The 19671-nt window shown below is 58.7% G+C and carries 12 protein-coding genes; 1 reads left to right on the top strand and 11 read right to left on the bottom strand.

Annotated elements, in window-relative coordinates:
* Positions 1–2: 2 nt before the first annotated feature.
* From J4E00_RS24605 to J4E00_RS24650, 10 genes are all read right to left on the bottom strand, one after another.
* Complete coding sequence (locus tag J4E00_RS24605) at positions 3–1289, bottom strand: cation:proton antiporter (protein ID WP_208178033.1); 1287 nt, start codon at positions 1287–1289, stop codon at positions 3–5.
* A 207-nt stretch (positions 1290–1496) separates the two neighbouring features.
* On the bottom strand, positions 1497–2660 hold the full coding sequence (uxuA, locus tag J4E00_RS24610) for a mannonate dehydratase (RefSeq protein WP_208178034.1): 1164 nt from the start codon (positions 2658–2660) through the stop codon (positions 1497–1499).
* 156 nt (positions 2661–2816) lie between these two features.
* A complete protein-coding gene (locus tag J4E00_RS24615; protein ID WP_208178035.1) occupies positions 2817–3638 on the bottom strand; it encodes an SDR family oxidoreductase in 822 nt (273 codons plus the stop codon).
* Between the two features lie 66 nt (positions 3639–3704).
* Positions 3705–5966 carry a beta-glucosidase BglX gene (gene bglX / locus J4E00_RS24620; protein ID WP_236050137.1) on the bottom strand — a complete coding sequence of 754 codons (2262 nt, stop codon included), beginning with the start codon at positions 5964–5966 and terminating at the stop codon, positions 3705–3707.
* 240 nt (positions 5967–6206) lie between these two features.
* Positions 6207–7283 carry an endo-1,4-beta-xylanase gene (locus J4E00_RS24625; protein ID WP_208178036.1) on the bottom strand — a complete coding sequence of 359 codons (1077 nt, stop codon included), beginning with the start codon at positions 7281–7283 and terminating at the stop codon, positions 6207–6209.
* 33 nt (positions 7284–7316) lie between these two features.
* Positions 7317–8186 (bottom strand): sialate O-acetylesterase, encoded by an 870-nt coding sequence (locus J4E00_RS24630; protein ID WP_236050138.1) that lies wholly within the window; start codon positions 8184–8186, stop codon positions 7317–7319.
* Between the two features lie 114 nt (positions 8187–8300).
* Positions 8301–9713, bottom strand: a complete 1413-nt coding sequence (locus J4E00_RS24635; RefSeq protein WP_208178037.1) for a hypothetical protein — start codon at positions 9711–9713, stop codon at positions 8301–8303.
* A gap of 54 nt (positions 9714–9767) precedes the next feature.
* Positions 9768–11642 (bottom strand): glycoside hydrolase family 2 protein, encoded by a 1875-nt coding sequence (locus J4E00_RS24640; protein ID WP_208178038.1) that lies wholly within the window; start codon positions 11640–11642, stop codon positions 9768–9770.
* 129 nt (positions 11643–11771) lie between these two features.
* A complete protein-coding gene (locus J4E00_RS24645; RefSeq protein WP_208178039.1) occupies positions 11772–13289 on the bottom strand; it encodes a RagB/SusD family nutrient uptake outer membrane protein in 1518 nt (505 codons plus the stop codon).
* A gap of 100 nt (positions 13290–13389) precedes the next feature.
* Positions 13390–16605: a SusC/RagA family TonB-linked outer membrane protein gene (locus J4E00_RS24650; RefSeq protein WP_208178040.1), complete on the bottom strand. Its 3216-nt coding sequence runs from the start codon at positions 16603–16605 to the stop codon at positions 13390–13392.
* 305 nt (positions 16606–16910) lie between these two features.
* On the opposite strand from J4E00_RS24650, the gene J4E00_RS24655 reads away from it, so the two are divergent.
* The gene (locus J4E00_RS24655) at positions 16911–17924 is read left to right on the top strand and encodes a LacI family DNA-binding transcriptional regulator (protein ID WP_208178041.1); all 1014 of its coding nucleotides are present in this window, start codon (positions 16911–16913) and stop codon (positions 17922–17924) included.
* An 82-nt stretch (positions 17925–18006) separates the two neighbouring features.
* On the opposite strand, the gene J4E00_RS24660 is transcribed toward J4E00_RS24655, so the two are convergent.
* A complete protein-coding gene (locus J4E00_RS24660) occupies positions 18007–19641 on the bottom strand; it encodes a T9SS type A sorting domain-containing protein (protein WP_208178042.1) in 1635 nt (544 codons plus the stop codon).
* Between the last annotated feature and the right edge of the window lie 30 nt (positions 19642–19671).

Below are 19671 nucleotides of genomic sequence, written 5' to 3' on the forward strand. Positions count from 1 at the left end.
GCCTACGCCACTGATGCTTCTTCTGTAGCAGCCTGCGCCAGCTCCGTGGCGGTTTTGCGGCCGTGGCGACGGTCAAGCCAGTTCATAACGGGCGTGGCCATAATGCCGTGCAGCGTGATGGACAGCAGCATGGTGAAGCCCAGAATAGCCCACAATTCCCGAGCTTGGGGAAAGTCGGCGTGCTCCAGGGCGAAGGCGATGTAGAACACCGAACCGATGCCTCGGATGCCGAAAAAGGAGATAACCAGCCGCTCTGCCATGGTGATGCGCGTTGAGCGGGCCAGCGTGAGCATGCCGCCTATCGGGCGTAGCACCAGCACCAGCAAAATGCCCAGCGCCGCGCCCGGCCAGGTGAGGGCGTTAAAAAGCCCGTTGGCAATGGCGCCGCCCAACAGGATGAGGAGAGCTACGATGAACAGCCGCTCCATCTGGTCGGTGAAGGCGTGCATGAGCTTGTGGTATTCATGCTTGCGCTCGCGGCCGCGCAATGTGATGGCTGCAATGAAAACCGCCAAAAAGCCGTAGCCATGCACCAACTCCGTGACGCCGTAGGACGTGAGCGTGACGGCCAGTGCCACGAAGCCGTAGCCCTCGGTTTTGATGCTGACACGCTTGGGCAGGTTGAAAATCAGGTAAGCCAAGAACTTGCCCGACAGCCAGCCCAGCAGCACCCCGGCCCCGATGCGGTAGCCCACATCGAACCACAACCAGTGCACAACGCGGTCGGATAGAGGCGCTGCGGCGGCAGGCAATAGGGCCAGCGCCAGGTACACGAATGGAAAGGCCAGGCCGTCGTTCAGCCCGGCCTCGCCGGTGAGGGCGAAGCGGACGTTGTCTTCGCGGCCCTCGCCGGGGTCGCCCACCTGTACGTCGCCAGCCAGCACGGGGTCGGTAGGGGCGAGGGACGCCGCCAGCAGCAGCGCCGAAGCCGGCGCCAGGCCCACCGCCCACCACCCGGCAATGGCCAATCCAGCGATGGTAAATACCATCAGCACGAGTACCAGCAGCAGCGGCGAGCGCCAAGCCCGCAGCGAAAACGGCCGGTCGATTTTCAAGCCCGTGCCCGTGAGCGCCACAATCACGCAGAGCTCGGACAAGTGCATGACCAGCTTCTTGTGCTCGAGAGGGTCGGCATCGACCAGGTTGATGGGCAGCACGAATACGCCCATTCCGAGCAGAATGTAAAGAATGGGGTAAGAAAGCGGGTATTTCTCTAGCAGTGACGGCAGCCACGCGACGCCCAGAATGGCGACGCCCAGCAGCACCATGATGATGTCGTAGGTAAGCATAAGCAGAAGAATAGGCAGCAGCAAAACGGCAAAACGCTGTTTTACTGCTGCCTATTGGGATGGTGACTTCTACTTGATACGCAGGTTCTGCCTAAAGTGGCCGGTATAGAAACGAGTACCCCGAAGTTTTACTTCGGCGCGCATTGAACGCCTTGCGCCACCGCTCGCCGAAGTGAAACTTCGGGGTACTCGTTATTTTCTGCGTTTTTACAGGCTGCGGCTGATGCCCATTTCCAGGCCGCGCAGCTCGGCCAGGCCGCGCAGGCGGCCGATGGCGGAGTAGCCGGGATTGGTCTTTTTGTGCAGGTCGTCGAGCATCTGGTGGCCGTGGTCGGGGCGCATGGGCAGGCTTGTGTTGCGCTGGCGCATCACCTTCACCAACTCGCGCATTACGCCGTACATGTCCACGTCGCCTTCCAGGTGGTTGGCTTCGTAGAAATTCCCATCGGCGTCGCGCTGGGTGCTACGTAGGTGGATGAAGTGAATACGTTCGGCAAACTGCTGCACCATCTTCGGCAAGTCATTATCGGCCCGTACACCGAAGGAGCCAGTGCAGAAGCACAGGCCATTGCTGAGCGAAGGCACGGCAGCAGCCAGCGCGGCTACGTCGTCGGCAGTACTCACCACGCGTGGCAGGCCCAGGATGGCGTAAGGCGGGTCATCGGGGTGGATAGCCATGTTGATACCCACTGACTCGGCCACCGGCACCACGGCCTGTAGAAATAGAATCAGGTGCTCGCGCAGCTTGGCCGCATCGATGCCTTCGTAGGCGTCCAGCGCCTGTTGAAATTTCTCCAATGTGAAGCTCTCCTCGCTGCCCGGCAGGCCGGCAATGATGTTGCGCTGGAGCAACTGTTTCTCGTCGTCGCTCATAGCGGCAAAGCGGGTTTCAGCCTTTGCTAACTCCTCGGGCATGTAGTCTTGGGCAGCATTCTGGCGGCGGAGCAGCTGTGTATCGAAGGCCACAAAAGCAGCTTTCTCGAAGCGTAGGGCTTTGGAGCCGTCCTCCACTTCGTATGCCAAATCGGTGCGCGTCCAATCGAGAACGGGCATGAAATTATACGTCACCGTGAAGATGCCGCAGGCCGCTAAGTTGCGCAGCGACTCCTGGTAATTGGTGATGTACTGCTCGAACTGTCCGGTGCGGGTTTTGATGTTTTCGTGCACGGGCACGCTTTCCACCACGCTCCAGGTCAGGCCGGCGGCGCGCACGATTTCCTGGCGTTTTTTTATTTCTTCCACGGTCCAGACCTGGCCGTTGGGGATGTGGTGCAGGGCCGAAACCACGTCGGTAGCGCCGGCTTGGCGGATGTCGGCGAGGCTCACGGGGTCGTTCGGGCCGTACCAGCGCCAGCTTTGAATTATGGGCATCTGTTGGGGATTTTAGGAATTATTAAAACGTCATGCCGAGCGCAGCCGCAGCATTTTACGTGCAATAGTAAACCCAATCGAAAGGATTACTACCTCACGCGAGATGCTGCGGCTGCGCTCAACATGACGTTCTTACTTCTTGTTCAGAAAGTAAAATCAGACGCCACTGAAGGCATTGAAGCCACCATCGACCACCACCGTTTCGCCATTCACAAAGCGGGAGGCATTGCTGAGCAGGTAGATGAGGGTGCCGGTCAGCTCCTCCGGCTCGCCGAAGCGGCGGAAGGGCGTGTGGTTGATAAACTTGCGGGCGCGGTCGGTGTGCGAGCCGTCGGCAGCAATGAGCAGGCTGTGGTTTTGCTCGGTGAGAAACACGCCCGGCGCAATGGCATTCATGCGGATGCCCCCGCCGTAGCGCAGGCCCAGCTCGGTGGCCATCCAGCGGGTGTAGCCTTCGATGGCGGTTTTGGCCAGAGTGTAGCCCAGCACGCGGGTAAGGGGGCGTTGCGCCGTGAGTGAGGAGATATTGACAATGGAGCCGCTGCCCTGCTCGGCCATCACGCGCCCGAAGACGGTGGTCGGAATAACGGTGCCGAACAGGTTCAAATCTACTGCCCGGCGAGTGTCCTCAATGCCCACATCAAATAGGTTCTGGGTGGGGGTTACGGTAGCGCCGGGCATGTTGCCGCCGGCCGCATTTACCAAGCCATCGATGCGGCCCCAGGTATCCATGATTTTGTCGCAGGCCGCATTCATCTGGCCCATGTCGAGCACATCGGCCAGAATGACTAGGCACTCACCGCCAATGGCCCGAATGGCTTCGGCTCGGGCTTCGGCGCGCTCAGCGTTGCGGCCCAGTATGGCCACTTTGGCCCCGGCCCCGGCCAGTGCTAGCGACATGGAAGCGCCCAGTACCCCGGTAGCTCCAGTAATAATGACGACTTTATCTTCTAACGAAAATTGATTGGGCGTTGACATGAGCTTGTAGTGGGGGTAACTGTTTGCCCCAATCCGACCATTTGCGGCGGTCGGAACGGGCGTGTTTTAGGGTAGTAAATCCACCGTGCCTTCCAGCCGGATATCGTCCGAAGCGCTGCCCACCATAAGGTTGAATTTGCCAGGTTCGGCCACCCATTCCAGTTTGGAGTTGTAGAAGGCCAGTTTGTCCTTGTCAATGGGGAAGGTGATGGTTTTGCTCTCGCCGGGCTTGAGGCTGATTTTGCGGAAGTCCTTGAGCTCCTTGAGCGGGCGCACAACGGAGGCTACGGGGTCGCGGAGGTAAAGCTGGGCTATTTCCTCGCCGATTACTTTGCCTGTGTTAGTCAGAGTGAAGCTCACCTGTACCGTTTCGCCAGCTTTGAGCTGCGAGCGGCTGATTTTGAAGTCTGAATACTTAAAGCTGGTGTAACTCAGGCCGTGGCCGAAGGCGTAGCGCGGAGTGGCGGGCGCATCGATGTAAGCCGAGCGGTAACGGGTTTCGCTGACTTTGATGAGGGGGCGGCCAGTGTTGTACTGCTGGTTGTAGGCAATGGGAATCTGGCCCACGTTGCGGGGGAAAGTGATGGGCAGCTTGCCCGCGGGGTTGTAGTCGCCATAGAGCACATCGGCCAGCGCGGTGCCGCCCTCTGAGCCGGGCCACCAAGCGAAAAGCACTGCATCGGCCTGGTCGGCAATAGCGTCGAAAATCAGCGGACGGCCACCGAAAACCACGACGGCCACGGGCTTGCCGGTGGCTCTGAGCGCCTTGAACAGCTCTTCCTGCACGCCGGGTAGGTGGATGTCGGTGCGCGACTTAGCTTCGCCGCTCATGTTCCAGCCTTCGCCCACGGCCATCACGACGATGTCGGCCTTTTGGGCAGTGGCCACGGCCTGGTCGAAGCCGGCGCGGCTATCTCCTTCCACGGCGCAGCCTTTGGCGTAGAGCAGTTGGGTGGTTTTGCCGGCGCGCTGGCGCAGGCCGTCGTAGAGCGAGGTGATGCGGGTAGTGTCGGTGTCCACAGTCCAACTGCCATTGAGGTCGCGCTTGGCTTTGGCAATGGGCCCGATAAGGGCGATGCTGCGCAGCTGCTTGGTAAGGGGCAGGGTGGCTTTCTCGTTCTTCAGCAGCACCATGGATTTCTGGGCCATCTGGCGGGCAGCGGCGCGGTTCTGCGGGTCGGCGAGAACTTGCTTCTCGCGCTTTTCGTCCGAGAAGCGATAGGGGTCTTCGAACAGGCCCAGCTCAAACTTCTTGTGCAAAATGCGGCGCACGGCGTCGTCTACGAGGTCCATTTTTACCTTGCCGTCCTTCACCAGCTGGGCCAGGTTCTGGCTGTAGGTATCGCTCTCCATGTCCATGTCGGAGCCGGCCGTAATGGCTTGTTGGGCAGCTTCCTTCTTGTCGGTAGCGTAGCCCCAGTTCACTAGCTCGGCAATGGAGGCCCAGTCGCTCACCACGAAACCAGGGTACTGCCACTGGCCTTTCAGGATGTCGCGCTGCAGGTAGCTGTTGCCAGTGGCCGGGATGCCGTTCAGGGCATTAAAGGAGTTCATGAACGTAGCTACCCCGGCGTCGGCGGCAGCTTTAAACGGCGGCAGGTAGGTTTCCCAGAGCTGCTGGGGGCTGAGGTCAACCGCGTTGTAGTCGCGTCCGCCAATGGGGGCCCCGTAGGCGGCGAAGTGCTTGGCGCAGGCCAGCACGGCATCGGTGCCTCCCAGCTTCTCACCCTGAAAGCCCAGTACACGGGCCTTTGCTATCAGCGAGCCGAGGTAGGTGTCCTCGCCGGCGCCTTCCATCACGCGGCCCCAGCGCGGGTCGCGGCCGATGTCGACCATGGGTGCAAACGTCCAGTGAATGCCGGATGCCGCCGCTTCCTTCGCCGCCACGTGCGCTCCCAGCCGGATGGCGTCGAGGTCCCAGGAGGCCGCCTCGCCCAACGGAATGGGAAAAGTGGTCTGGTAACCGTGGATAACATCGAGGCTGAATAGCAACGGAATTTTCAGGCGCGACTTTAAGGCTTCGGCCTGAATTTCGCGGGTGTCCTTCACGCCCTTCACGTTCAGCATCGAGCCCACTTTACCACTGCTGATGCTGGTGAGCAAGGTGTTTTTGCGGTCGCTGGCCGGGCCGGTCACTTCGCGGCCGGAGTATTGGTTGAGCTGGCCCACTTTTTCTTCCAAGGTCATTTGGGCGAGCAGGGCTGCCACGCGCTGCTCAATGCTGGCATTGGTTGCGGTTGGGGCAGCGGTTTTGGTTTGGGCCAGGGCAGTGGTGCCGGGCAGTAGCAGGCCCATCAACAGGAGTGGTTTGTAAAACAAACGAGTCATTCAGGATTTGAAAAAAGCCAGCATCGTGGCTGAAAAAAGAATTTCTGAGCACTGGCGGCCACCAGCCACAGCCGCTCCGGCCGGCCTCAACTGTACGTTCCCACCATATCGTGAGGCGCAGTGCCGGGGATGCTGTTTGAAGTGGCGCTTCAACGGCTAGCAGCCGCCAGGTAAGCACAGAAGTAACGGTATTTTTTGAAATTGGTAGATGAAGTACGTCGGTGTGAAGGGCGGCGCAGCTTATTGCAAAGCTTCGACTATGCCGTCGTAAGCAGGTTTTTTGGCGTAGTTGTCGTCGAAGGGCAGGGGCCATTCGGGGCAGCTGCAGTAACCGCGCCGCCACGTGTCAGCGTCGCTCACGTTCCAGGTAGTGATGCCGTGGCGCTGGGCCGCAGGCAGCGCTTTGTAGGCCATTACCAAGGCTTTATACTTCACTTTCTGAGCGGCGGCCAAGCTTGCCGTGAAAGTGGTGGTAGCCGTGAAGCTGGGGTTCATCGAGATGTCGAGTTCGGACACGTGCACCTTCAGGCCAGTAGCCGCCGCTGTGTTAATGGCATTGGCAATGTTGGCGTCGGAGGTGTTGCTGCTGGTATGCATTTGCAGGCCGATGCCGTCGATGGGCACGCCCCGGCTTTTCAGGGCCGTCACCAAATTGATAATGCCCGTGCGGCGGGCCGTACTGTACTCGTTACCATAGTCGTTGTAGAAGAGTAACGCGGTGGGGTCGGCGGCGCGGGCGTACTGGAAGGCACGGTCGATGTACCGGTCGCCGAGGTGCTGGCGCCACACGCTGTTGCGTAGCGCCCCTGCGTCGTCGATGGCCTCGTTCACCACATCCCAGGAAGCTACCTGTCCTTTAAAGTGAGTCATCACTGTCTGGATGTGGCTGCGCATCAGGTCTTCCCAAGCCGTGGAGTCGCCCGAAAATGACGTAACCCAGGTTGGCAGCGAGGTGTACCACAGCAGCGTATGGCCGTGCACGCGCATCTTGTTTTGTTGGGCAAAGCTCACCAGGTAGTCGGCATCGGTCCAGTTGTAGGTGGTGGCCGATGGGTGAAGTGCCCCGAATTTCATGGAGTTTTCAGCCGTAATACTGTTGTATTCGGTTGTCATCACGCCCTGGTAAGCTGCCCGGCTACGCAGCAGGCTCACATTAACGGCGGCTCCCATTGGGAACGGCGCCAGCTCGCGCAAAGGCCCGACGCGTACGGGGACGTTTGCTACGGCAGGTGCTTCTTCCGTTTTGCTGCATTGCGTCAGCAACCCCAGGCTCAAGCTCAGGGCACCAAAAAGAAGGACGGATTTTGAACGGGCCATGCGGATGAAGGAATAAATAGTGGAAGCGTGAGGCTATTTCTGGCCGCTGATTTTGCCTTGCAGCCGCCGCATAGCAGTAGCATAGCGCAGCCCCAGCAGGCGGGCCGAAGCCGCATTGAAATGGACATGGTCGCCGATATCAGCTGTGCCTTCGGCGGTGATGTAGGTATAGTTGGACACCCGCTTTTGCAGTTCCGCCACAGCTTGGTTGATGCGCTGGGCGGCTTCGTTCAGGTGCAGTTGGCTATCAGCCCCAATCTTGTTAATCTGAAAATCGGGCAGCTGCCCGGCCACAAAGGGCACGGTGGGCGCTTGTAAATCGGTGCGCAGCTGCTCAATCAGGGCTTTCAGCTTCTGCTCATACACGGCGCTTTTTTCGGAGTTGCTATCTGTCTCGCCCTGGTTCCAGATGATGCCGGCTAGGGTACCCGTATGCATGGCCGTTCTGGCGCGGGCCAGGGCGTCGTCGTAGGGGTGAGTTTGGGTGTCGGCGAAGTAGACACCGGGCGCCCACGCAGCAATGCCCGAACCACCCACGGCGCAGGGAATCAAACCAATGGTGATGCTGGCATCCTGCGCTGCCATCAGCCGGCCAAAGGTGAGGCCCGGCCCCACGGCCGCCACGGCCTTATCGAAATGAATGGGGTCTTTGGCCACTTCCCACTGTCCGGCCCGGTTCAGACGCAGCACACGCTGGTTGGGGACGGTGTCCTCGGCTTCCACCAGGCCGCGCCCGGCCATGTTCGACTGCCCGATGAGCAGGTACAACAGAAACTTCTCCTTTTGTGCGGGCGGCGTCACCATTTGGCGCAGGCGCGGCTTCAAAGCTTGTGCCCGAACTCCAGTCGCTGGCAGCAGGGCCAGTAGCAGCATTTTCAGCAGGAGCAACTGGGGCGGTTTCATGAGGCGGTGGGCCAGGTGTGCGCAGTAGAGACGCATACGGGCGTCTCATCATTAAACGATTCAGTGAATGATGAGCAGTGAACGACGCGGATGATGAGACGCCCCGTTGCAGCCTTACTGCGGCTGGCGCTGGTCGAAGAAATCGGCCAGGTGATACATCTGCTGGTTCAGTTCGCGCATCTTGTCGAGCATGGGTGTGTAAGGTTCTAGGTAGTTGTCTACAATGCCCTTGTTGGCGTTGGTATTCGAGGGCTCGGCGCCCACGATAGTTGGGTCATTATCCTGGTATTTGAACCAGTGCCAACCGATGCAATTCTTCGATTCCAGCAAGCCCAGCGTGAAATTCTGGTAAAATATCCCGCGGTCGGCCTGGGTTTTTACCACCCAGCCGGCGCCGGCGGTATTGGCTAGGCCGGGAGAGTCCTCGCCCTTCACATACCATTCCGTCACGATGAAGGGCTTGCCGGCGGTTTGTTCCCACTCCGCTACCCAGCGTTTTTCGGGAGTCCAGTTATTATAGTAGTTTATGCTCACGGCATCGAGGTACTTGCCGGCCACCTTCATCAGCTCGGGGTAGTAGCGCTGGGCACCGTGGAAACGGCAGCCGAGGTACATGTGGTTGGGGTCGTACTTCTTCATGGCCTTGGCCACAATGGAGAAGTAGCGGTCGGCGGCGTAGGCCAGGAAATCCTGCCGGTTCTGGTCGGTAATGGTTTCAAGAGTGATGTTGCGCTCGTCGGTCCACTTTTTGGCAGCTATGTAGCCAGGCTCGGTCACGGGCAGCTTCAGGTAGCCATCGAGGTTTTTACGCAGCAGCGGCATCTCGTTGTCGGAGAAGTAGCCGAAGAGGTTTTTGTCATTCTTGTTTTGAGCCAGTTCCTTGGCGCGCTCGGCTACGTACTCTTCAAAGCCGGGGTCGAAGGCAAAAATCACGTCGTTCGGGTAGCCTTTGTGGCCGGGCTGCACGTAGGTGCCGCCGCGCTTGTCCCCGTACTTGCTCATGAAATCCAGGTTGATGGTGTAGGCCAGCGGCTGGTCAGCTTTGGCATTCTCCGCCTGAATCTCCTTGGTGGCCGACCACGCCCCTGCGCCGTTGAAGCCGTTGGCAAGAAGGAACTTGCGGGTGGCAGCCATCCAGCCGGCACGGTCGGTGTACTTGTCTTTGAGCGCTTTTTGGGTGCGCTCCGAGCTGCCGGGCTGCACGTCGTTTGGGGCGTTGTGCAGGTAGTAGTAGCCGTCGGGGTCCACGGCCCACCAGCGGCCGTCTATTTTCTTGACGTGGAAGAAGCCAGTAGCCTTGGTCTTCTTATCCAGCCGCCCCCCGTACTTGTCCAGTTTCACCGCAGCCGGGGCAAATCCTTGCAGCGTGGCAATAGTACGGGTGGGGTAGTTTTTATACTCCGAAAAGCCCGCCTTGCCGTCGATTGAAGAATTATTGATGGTTTTTTTAGCGGCTACGCGCAGGGTATACTCGGCGCTGTCGCGGGTCTGGGCCCGAGCGGTGAGGCCCAGGAGCAGCGCGGCCATCAAAACTCCAGTCCGAAGGGATGGGGGCGGCGAATGGAAAAGTTGCTTTCTCATTTATTTCCCGGTGTCGTATTTAGCCGCTTGCTGGCGGTAGTATTCTTGCAGCACGTAAAAAGCCTTTTTCTTCACACCGGTGCTCGAAATCAAGCCCTTGCGGTTGAAGCCATTCTGATATACCGGGTGCTGGCGGCGCGTGGCACGGAAGTCGGCCAGAATCCAGGGCGTCATGCCGCGTAGGCCCTGAATGGTGCTCAGCAGCTTGATTTGGTTCACGTAGAGCGACTCCTGGTACTCCTCGCTCCAGCGGGTTTCGGCGGTGCCGTGGTAGCCAGCCAGCGCGTCGCCACCAAATTCGCTGATGACCACCGGCTTGTTATACTTGATGTCGAACTTGTATTTGGAAATTTCGCTGGGGCTACCGCCCCAGTACCAGCCCACGTACTCATTGAAGCTGGTCAGGTCCAGGAATTCACCCAGCTGGTCGTCCACATGTATCACAAAGTCAGGGGTGCGGTGCAGCTCCAGGGCGGCCGCAATCAGGCGGGTATCATCCAAGGCGCGGGCCTTTTTCACAAGGCTGGTCATAAATTTCAGGCGTGGGTCGCTGAGCGGAGTTTCATTGCCGACAGACCATACGACCACACTAGCGCGGTTCTTACCCATCGAAATCAGGTCTGAGAGCTGGATTTCGGCATTTTGGTAAGTAGCGGGGTTTTGCCAGGCAATGGTCCAGTACACGGGTACTTCGGCCCACACCAGCAGGCCCATTTCGTCGGCTAGCTTCAGCATGGTTTCGTTGTGCGGGTAGTGGGCTAGGCGCACGTAGTTGCAGCCCAGTTCTTTGGCCCAGGTCAGGAGCATGCGCAGGTCGCCCTCGCTACGGGCGCGGCCCGGTATCAGCGGGTTTTCGTCGTGGATGGAGATGCCGCGCATGAAGATGGACTTGCCATTGAGCAGAATATCCTGGCCCTGCGTCTGAATGGTGCGGAAGCCGATGCGGTCCTGCACCGTTTCCGTGCCGTTGCTGAAGCTCACTGCGTAGAGCTTGGGGCTCAGTGGCGACCACAGCTTCAGCTTCTTGGCTGGCAGGCTGAATGCGGCGTGGCCGTCGGCATCGGTTTTCAGGGTTTGCTTGATGCCGGCCTCGGCAATGTTCAGCGTCACGGTCTGGCTGGCTTTGCCGGCTCCGTCGAGCTGCACGTAGCCCATGAGTTTGGTGGGGTCGTTTTTGGCCAGCTGCACCTTGAAGTCCACGATGAAGGTCTCAGGCGTTTCGGCCACGAACACGTCGCGGGTAATGCCGCCGTAGTTCCACCAGTCGGTGTTGATGGTTGGGACTTCCTCGGCGTGTCGGGTATTATCGGCCTTCACCACCACAAAGTTGTCGCCGGTGGCGCTCAGCTGGCTGGTGATGTCGTATTGAATGGGCGTGAAACCGCCCTTGTGCATGCCTAGCTTCTTGCCGTTCAAGTAGATGTGCGACTCGTAATTGATGGCCCCGAAGTATAGGAAATAGCGCTTTCCAGCCTTTGGTACCAGCGTAAAGCTCTTCTTGAACCAAACAGTGCCTTCGTAGTAGAGCAGCTTGGGGTCCTGCGAGTTCCAGTCGCCGGGGATTTGCAGGGCAGGCGAGTGGTCGAAGTCGTACTCAATCAGCTCGGTTTCCTGGGCATTGCTAGGCTTCTGGTTATCGTAGTAGCCGCCCTTGCCACTGGCCGATTTGTCAAATGCCTCGCGACGGTAGTCGTAAAAGCCGTTTTCGTACGGGTCGATGATGTAGTTCCAGCTGCCGTTAAGGCTAAGTACGCGGTGGCCCGGAGCATTCTGAATCAGGCTGGTTTGGGCGTGGGCCGAGGAGCCAGTGCAGATACCGGCCACGCTCAGCACAAGGGCCAGCAGCAGCATTTTCATCGGGTTAGGGTTGGTCATTATCAAAGGAAAAAGATGGCGGAAACCGAGTGAAAAAATGGCGAGGCAGTGAGGCGGCAGCCCCCAGCCCTTGCAGAGGCTGTAACGGGTACTACGCGCGGCTCACCACCTCGCCATCTCACCAATTCATTAGTTGTAGCCCGGGTTCTGGGTCAGAATAGAATTGGTCTGGATTTCCTGAATGGGTAGCGGGAACACCAGGTTGTGCGTGTCAATCATTACGAGGTTGCCCGTCGTGGCATTGTTTGGCCGAATGGTGTACTGCGCGATGTAAGCAGTCATCACCGGAATGGCGCGGCCGGTACGCACCAGGTCGAACCAGCGGTGGCCTTCCATGTTCAGCTCCAGGCGGCGCTCCAGCTCGATGCGGTCGCGCAGCACGGCAGCTGTAGTGGTAGCGGGCAGGTCTACGGTGGGGGCGAGGGTGCCCACGGGCAGGTTGCGCGAGCGGCGGATAACCTTGTTCACGGCTTCCAGGGCGGCGGCGCTGGGGCCGCTGGTTTCGTTCACGGCTTCGGCGTACATCAGCAGTACGTCGGCGTAGCGGAGCACAATCCAGTCGTTTTCAGCATCGAGCGAGGCCGTAGGCGTATCCGTATACTTTTTGGTGTAGTACACCGTGGTGCTGCCCACAGTGCCGGTGCCGTAGGAAGCTGCGCCCCGTACGTCGGTGGCACCACTGGCCGTGAAGGCATCAACCAGGCCCTTATGCAAGGTAAAAAATTGGTCGGAAGTGCCAATACCGCCCACCAGGCTCGAAGCAGTAGCGAAGTTGTTGGCAAAGGGACTGCCGACGCCCAGTGCCCCTTTCGAGTAGCGCACAGCAAACAGGATTTCGCTGTTCATCTCGTTCGTAATCGAGAAGATGTTGGCGTAAGTGGCCTGCAGCGCATAGGCGTTGCTCGTGATAACCGTGTTGAGGATAGTGGCAGCGTCGCTGTATTTCGTTTCGGTGAGGTACACTTTGCCCAGCAGTCCTTGCGCGGCGCTTTTGGTAACGCGGCCTAGCTCGGCGGCTGGCACGGTGGCAGGCAGGTCGGCAATGGCATCGGTCAGGTCTTTCTCAATCTGGGCATATACCTGCGTGACCGGCGTGCGGCCATAGGTGTAGGCATCAGGGATAGTAGCAATCTCGCTGGTCACGAGCGGTATTGCACCCCAGATGCGCACTGCATTGAAGTACGAAAGCGCTCGGATAAATTTCACCTCGGCAGCGTAGCGAGCGCGGGTGGCGGCCGTCAGCTTCACGCCGCCGGCACGGGCCAGTACCACGTTGGCACGGGCAATAGTGCGGTAGGTTACCACCCACTGGCTTTGCAGGCGTGGGTTGCTGGTGGTGATGCCGAAGAAGTCAAACTCGTTCAGCAACTGGCCCGAAATTACGGTGGTGGCATTGTCGGAAGGGATTTCCGAGAACACATACAGGCCGTTGTTCGAACCCGATTTGCCGTAGATGTCCTGCAGGCCGGCGTAGGCTGCCGTCACACCGTTCAGGATGCTCAGCGAGTCGGTGTAGCCTTCGGTGGTCGGAATGCGGGTGGGGTCGTTAAGGTCGATGAAGTCCTTTTTGCACGAGCTCAAGCCCATGGAGGCCGAGCCCAGCAAGGCGGCAAAACCAGCGCCCGTGAGTATATTTTTGAAAGTCATGGTGGGGATGAGTCAGAGAGTTAGTTGTCAGTTGCTCGTTGCCAGTTGCTCGTTCTGCCGTTGCGCTAACAACTGACAACGAGCAACTGACAACTAAAAGCTAGAAGCCGACGGTAACGCCAAGCGTGATGGTACGAGCCATGGGATAAGAACCCTGGTCGACGCCGTAAGTAGGCGTGGTGGTGTTGCCGTAGTTGTTGGCTTCGGGGTTGTAGCCGAAGTATTTGGTGAAGGTGTACAGGTTCTGAGCTGCAGCGTAAATGCTGGCGCTCTGCATCGAAGCCTTTTTCACCAGCTCGGTTGGCAGGTTGTAACGCAGGGTCACATTGCGAATGCGCAGGAACGAGGCATCGTGCACCTGGCGGGAGCTGAACTGGGTAAGCGACGACGACGAAGCGCGCGACACGCGGGGCGTCATGCCATCACCGGGCTCCTCTGGCGAGCGCCAGCGGTTCAATACGTCGGTACGGGCGTTGGACAGGCCGGGGAAGTTGTTCACGTACCGGTCGGCGGCGTTGAGGACGTCGTTGCCCTGCGAGCCTTGCAGCGTGATGCCCAACGATAATGATTTGTAGCCGAAGGTGTTTTGCAGGCCGTAGGTAAATTTCGGGAAAGGGTTGCCCACGATGCCGATGTCGTTCGTGTCAATCTTGCCGTCGCCGTTGATGTCCTTGTACTTGATATCGCCTGGCACGGTGGCACCAGCTGCCCATTTCGGGCTGGCGTCCACGTCGGCCTGATTCAAATACACGCCCTCCTGGGTGTAGCCATAGAACAGGCCGAGCGGCTGGCCGGCCACTACCCGAATGGAGCTGGTGTAGCCAAATACGGCGTCGTAGAGCAGCTGGTCGTTTTGGCCAGCCAGGGCAATCACCATATTGCGGTTAACGGACAAGTTGGCCGAGGTGCTCCAGGTAAATTTGTCGCCTTGAATATTGGCGGTGTTCAGCTGAAATTCCAAGCCGCGGTTGCGTACCTCGCCTACGTTGGCCAGGGCGCGGGTGGCGTAGCCCAGCACGGCCGGGATGTTCTGGTTCAGCAGCAGGTCGGTGGTGTTGCGCTGGTAAGCGGCCACGGTCAGGTAGATGCGGTCCTTGAACAAGCCAAGGTCGAAGCCGGCATCAAACTGGGTGTTGGTTTCCCAGCCCAAATTGCGGATGGCTACACCGTTGGGCGAGAAGCCGAAGGAGCGGGTGCCGGTGTTCACCCCAAATGAATAGTTGGCGGCCGTCTGGTAGCTCTGGTAGTTGTAGTCGCCGATGTTGTTGTTGCCGGTCACGCCGTAGCTCCCCCGGAATTTCAACTCGCTGATGGCTGGGATTTGTTTGATAAACGTTTCTTCGCCGGCCCGCCAGGCCAGGGCCACCGAAGGGAAAGTAGCATAGCGGTTGTCGGGGCCGAAGCGCGAGGAGCCATCGGTACGCAGTGCGGCCGTTAAAATGTAGCGCTCCTTGAATGCGTAGTCGAGGCGGCCGAACACCGAGGTCAGCGAGTTGGCCGAGAAGCCTGCGCCGCCAAAAATCTGGCCGGCACCGGTCACATAGTCCACGCTGGTGTTGGTGTAGGTACCGGTCTGCCCCAACACGTTGCTGCTCTCGTTCTGGTTGTATTGAGCAGCGTAGCCAGCCAGCAGGGTCACGCTGTGGTCGGGACCGAAGTTGCGGGCATACGAAGCAGTATTTTCCCACACCCAGTTCAGGTTGGTGTTATTGAGTTGCCGGGCGTCGATGTTGCTGAGCACCGGCTTCGTGATGTTAGCCGTGCGGGCATTGTTGGTGGGCAGCGTGGCCGGTACATAAATGCCCCGGCGGTTGTTGATGAGTTCGGCACCAAGGTTGGTGCGCAGGTGCAGGCCCTTCACAGGCTCAAAGTCGAGGTAGGTAGAGCTTAGCGCCCGCACCGAGTTGGTGCGGTCCTGGTAAAGCTCTAGTGGGGCTACGGGGTTCAGCAGGTCGGCAATGGAAATGCCCGCCGTGCCGTTGGGATTTAGCACCGAGTTGCTAAGCAGGCCGTAATCGCCGTTGGCCAGGCGGGTAGGCACCAAGGGCGAGATGATGAGGGCCGTGGTGACGGCAGCCGTTTCGCCACCTGGTGCGCTGCCGCCCGAAATGTTGCCGCCGTTGTAGCTGCCCGAGATAGGGCGCACGTCGGTGCGGCTATACGAAGGCGCCAGGTTCAGGCCAAGCTTCAACTTGGGGCTCAGTTGAGCATCGTAGTTGGCGCGCAGCGAGAACCGCTCAAAGCCCGTCCCGATGGTGATGCCTTTCTGATTGAAATAGCCGCCCGATACATAGAACTGGTTTTTTTCCGAACCGCCCGAGGCCGAGAGCTGATAGTTCTGCTGCACACCGGTCTGAAAAATCTCGTTCTGCCAGTCGGTATCGGCGTAGGTGCTGGGGTCGTTGCCCAGGCCCAGCGGCAGGGTTTGGCCGGCGTTGGCGTAAGCGTCTTTTACGTAGCTCAGGTACTGGTCTCGGTTCAGTACGTCTACCTTCTTAGCCACCTGCTGAATACCGCTGTTAGCGCTGAAGTTAAACTTGGTTTTGCCGTTGTTGGCGCCATGTTTGGTCGTCACAATCACAATGCCGTTGCCGCCGCGCGAGCCGTAGATGGCGCAGGCCGCTGCATCTTTCAAAATCTGGATGCTCTGGATGTCGCCGGGCGGAATCTGGTTGTAGTTATCGGGGCTGTTGAGCGGATAGCCGTCCACCACGTAAAGTGGGTTGTTGCCAGCCGAAATCGAGCCCAGACCGCGCACGCGAATCACCGCACCCTGGCCGGGCTCGCCCGAAGGCTCCGTAATCTGGGCGCCGGCCACCAGGCCCACCAAGGCCTCGGAGGGCGAGGCCACCGGAATCAGCTCAACCTGCTTGGCCGAAATAGAGGAGATAGACGTGGCCAGAAGTTTTTTCTCCTGCACACCGTAGCCTACTACCACTACTTCTTCCAGTGCCTTGGCATCCGGTACGAGCGAGTTGCTGATGCTCGTGCGCCCGTTTACTGCCTCCTCCTTGGCCGTGTAGCCCACGAAGGTGAAAACCAGGGTCGCATTGTCGGCAGCCTTGATGGTGTAGCGGCCGTCCACATCGGTCTGAGTGCCGTTGGTGGTGCCTTTCACGATGACGTTGACACCGGGAATGGCCATGCCTTTCTCGTCCACGATGCGGCCGGTGATGGTAATATCAGCCTTTATCCCGCTTGGCGCTGCCAAGTGAGCAAAAGCGAAGGTGGGGGCGCTCAGGCCCATGCTCAGCGCAGGCAGCAGCAACAGGGGCCGCAGGTAACGCCGATAATCGGTTCGTAAATTGTCCGTCATGTGAGGGTGGGGTTTGTGACGATGGTGGGAACGCAGCGGGCCGAGGCTGGCAGTAGAGTGGGGCCGCAACGGGCCCGCTAGCCTGGTCAGTGGGGACTTACCCCGTCGTCTGCTCTGCGAAGTACTGGATTCTTCCGGGCGATTACACCTAAACCACAATCCTTTATTTACGCAAACGTTTTCGGTAGATAGACTGAAACCCTTCCTTTTCCGGTTGTTAACTGTTAGGTTTGTATATACTGCGCGTTCGCTAATCTTTGTAGCAAGTTGCCTTTTTCTCGTTTTTGCTTAATCTCTTTCCTGCCATGACGCCTGTGAACCTCAAGTCGCTGTCTGAGCAGTTAAATCTGTCTATTGCCACGGTTTCCAGGGCATTGCGGGATAGCCACGAAGTATCGGAAGCCACCAAAGTGCGGGTGCGGGCCTTGGCCAGTGCCTTGCACTACGAGCCCAATGCTTACGCCAGCAGCTTGCGCCGCAACATCAGCAAAACCATCGGGGTGGTCATTCCGAAGGTGGCCAACCATTTTTTTGCCCTCGCCATCAACGGAATTGAGGAGGCGGCCCGCCAGAGCGGCTACCACGTCCTCATTTACCTCACACACGATGACTACGAGCGCGAGATGTCCATTGTGCAGCATTTGAAGGGCGGGCGGGTCGATGGCTTACTCATGTCGGTGGCCAGCGGCACGCAGGACTTTGCCCACCTTCGTAGCCTGAAGGACGCCAATATTCCCATCGTGTTTTTCGACCGGGTGTGCGCCGAAATTGAAACGGCTAAAGTCACCACCAACGACTACGAAAGCGGCTATCAGGCCACCGAGCACCTTATTCAGGCCGGTTGCCGCACTATTGCCCACCTGCTCATTTCCAACAACCTTTCCATCGGCCAGTTTCGCCACCAGGGCTACCTCGATGCCCTAACGGCCAACGACCAGGCCCCCGACCCGGACCTGGTAATGAGCGGTGTGATGGACAACGAGCAGAACGTGGCCCTCATCCGGGAACTGCTACTGCGCCGGCCCGACATCGACGGCATTTTTGCCTCAGTTGAGCGTCTAGCCATCAGCGCCTACCGCGTGTGTCATGAGCTGCAGCGCCGCATCCCGGAGGACGTGAAAATCATCGGCTTTTCCAACCTCGAAGCCGCTGCGCTGCTCGACCCGCCGCTGTCCACCATCACCCAGCCTGCTTACGACATTGGTCGCGAAGCTGCCAAAATCCTGCTTCGCGCCGTAGAAAAGAAGAAAGCCGTGCTGTCCACTCAAAGCGTAGTGCTAGAGTCTACACTGTTCGCTCGGCAGTCTACGGGCAGCTGATTTGCCCGTCACCGTAAGCCACCTATCATCTTGAGTATGCTGCTTTAATTGCAGAATGCTCAAGATGATAGGTGATTCTGATTTATTGTTTCGTCACCTTTTGGCGCAACACTTCACCTGCCCCGGTCGTCACCGTGAGCATATACGTGCCAGCAGCCAGGCGGCTGATATCAACCGGCGTGGTAGCGGCCTGCTGCTGCCGTAGCACCTGCTGGCCTGTTAGGCTACGCAGCACCACTTCTACCGGTCCGGCTAGCCCATCGAGGGCGAAACTGCCGGTGGTGGGGTTGGGGTAAAGAGCAACAGCGGCCGTCGCTGGTCCGGCGGTGGCCGCCAGAGCCGTGGGCCGTTGCAGTACAGGGGCCGCGTCGTTGTCGTCGTAGTAGGTTTTTGCTTCGTAGGTGCCCGCCGCTGTGAGGCGGTAGAGAATGCTCATATGGCCGCTAATGGTGCCAGTGCGCAGGTCAGTCGAAACGCCGGTGTAGCCTTCCAACTTGATGCGGGCCGAGGCCGTGCCCCGGTAAGTATTGTCGAGCGAGATGCTGTAGGTGCGGGAGGTCCCCGAGTTATTCATCAGGAGTACGGTGTAGCCAGTGGCATCGCGCATGCCCAGAAACACCAGGTCATCTTTGGAGTAGCTGGCGTTGGTTTCTTGGTCGCCTGGCATGTAGTTGGCCCGCTTGTTCTGGCTCAGCAGGGCGAAGTGGTGCATGGTTGAGCGACGAGAGTTATCGGGGTTGTAAAGCGAGAAATCGGTAGCGCCGTGGTCGCCGTCGTGTTCAAAAATACTCCATGGCGTTACGCAGAAGGCTCTTTTAGCCAAGGCCAGCTTAGTCATCGTTGCCACAAACTGGCCGGCGGTGAAACTGTAAGGTTTCCAAACGCTGGTGCCATTGGCTTCGGTGTTCACTTCAGTCACGGCCATGCGCAGGTCGGTCCAGGTCGCATCGATGTTGTGACGGGTGGTATTTACATTATCCAGATAGCCCTGGATGGCATCAAATCGGCTGGTGAGTACTTGCTCACGATTGCCTTGGCTGTCGTAGTAATGAAATGAAAAGGTGTCGAGCAGCGGAATCTTACGTGTGCCGACCGTCACATACTCATCGCCCACGTCGCTGATAAAGTTGGAGTAATACAGCGAGATTGGCTGGTCATAAAACAGGCGGAAGTCGCCCCCAATAATTTTACAGTTGTTGTTGGCCTGCTTCACCAGTCGTGCTATAGCCTTGAACCGGTCGCGGAACCCGTAGTAGCTCAGTCCCAGATAGGGTTTGTTGTTGGTTACCCAGTCGGTCAAGCTCATTTGGTCGGGCGAGGGGTCGGCCTCGTTGCCAATGGCAAAATAGCTCACGCCGTTGCTTGTGAAGTAGTTGACCCAAGTAGTTACCTGCGCATCAGTCAGGTTGATGGACAATTGCACTAGCGGTTCGCCATTGAGGCTATTCTTGATGTAGTTCACTGACGGCAGCCAGTTTTCTTTTACCGACCAGTCACGCGATGTGCTGGTGTTTCGGTTCAACTCTTCCCCGCCGAGGCGGTAAATTTTCATATTAGCGTTGTTCAGGTCAGCCGTGATGGTGGCATTGGGCTGGCTATACCAGTAGTTGACGCCGAAGAAATTGCTGCTTACGGGTACGCCTTGCGCGGCGGCCGGGAGCGTAGCTGCGCCGGCAGCCAGTAAGGATAAAAGGGCGATGCGAAACTGTTTTTGCATTGATTGTGAGAATTTTGGGATGGAGAAAGA

Origin of the sequence: Hymenobacter negativus (genome assembly GCF_017571495.1) — a bacterium.
Taxonomy (GTDB): Bacteria; Bacteroidota; Bacteroidia; order Cytophagales; family Hymenobacteraceae; genus Hymenobacter; species Hymenobacter negativus.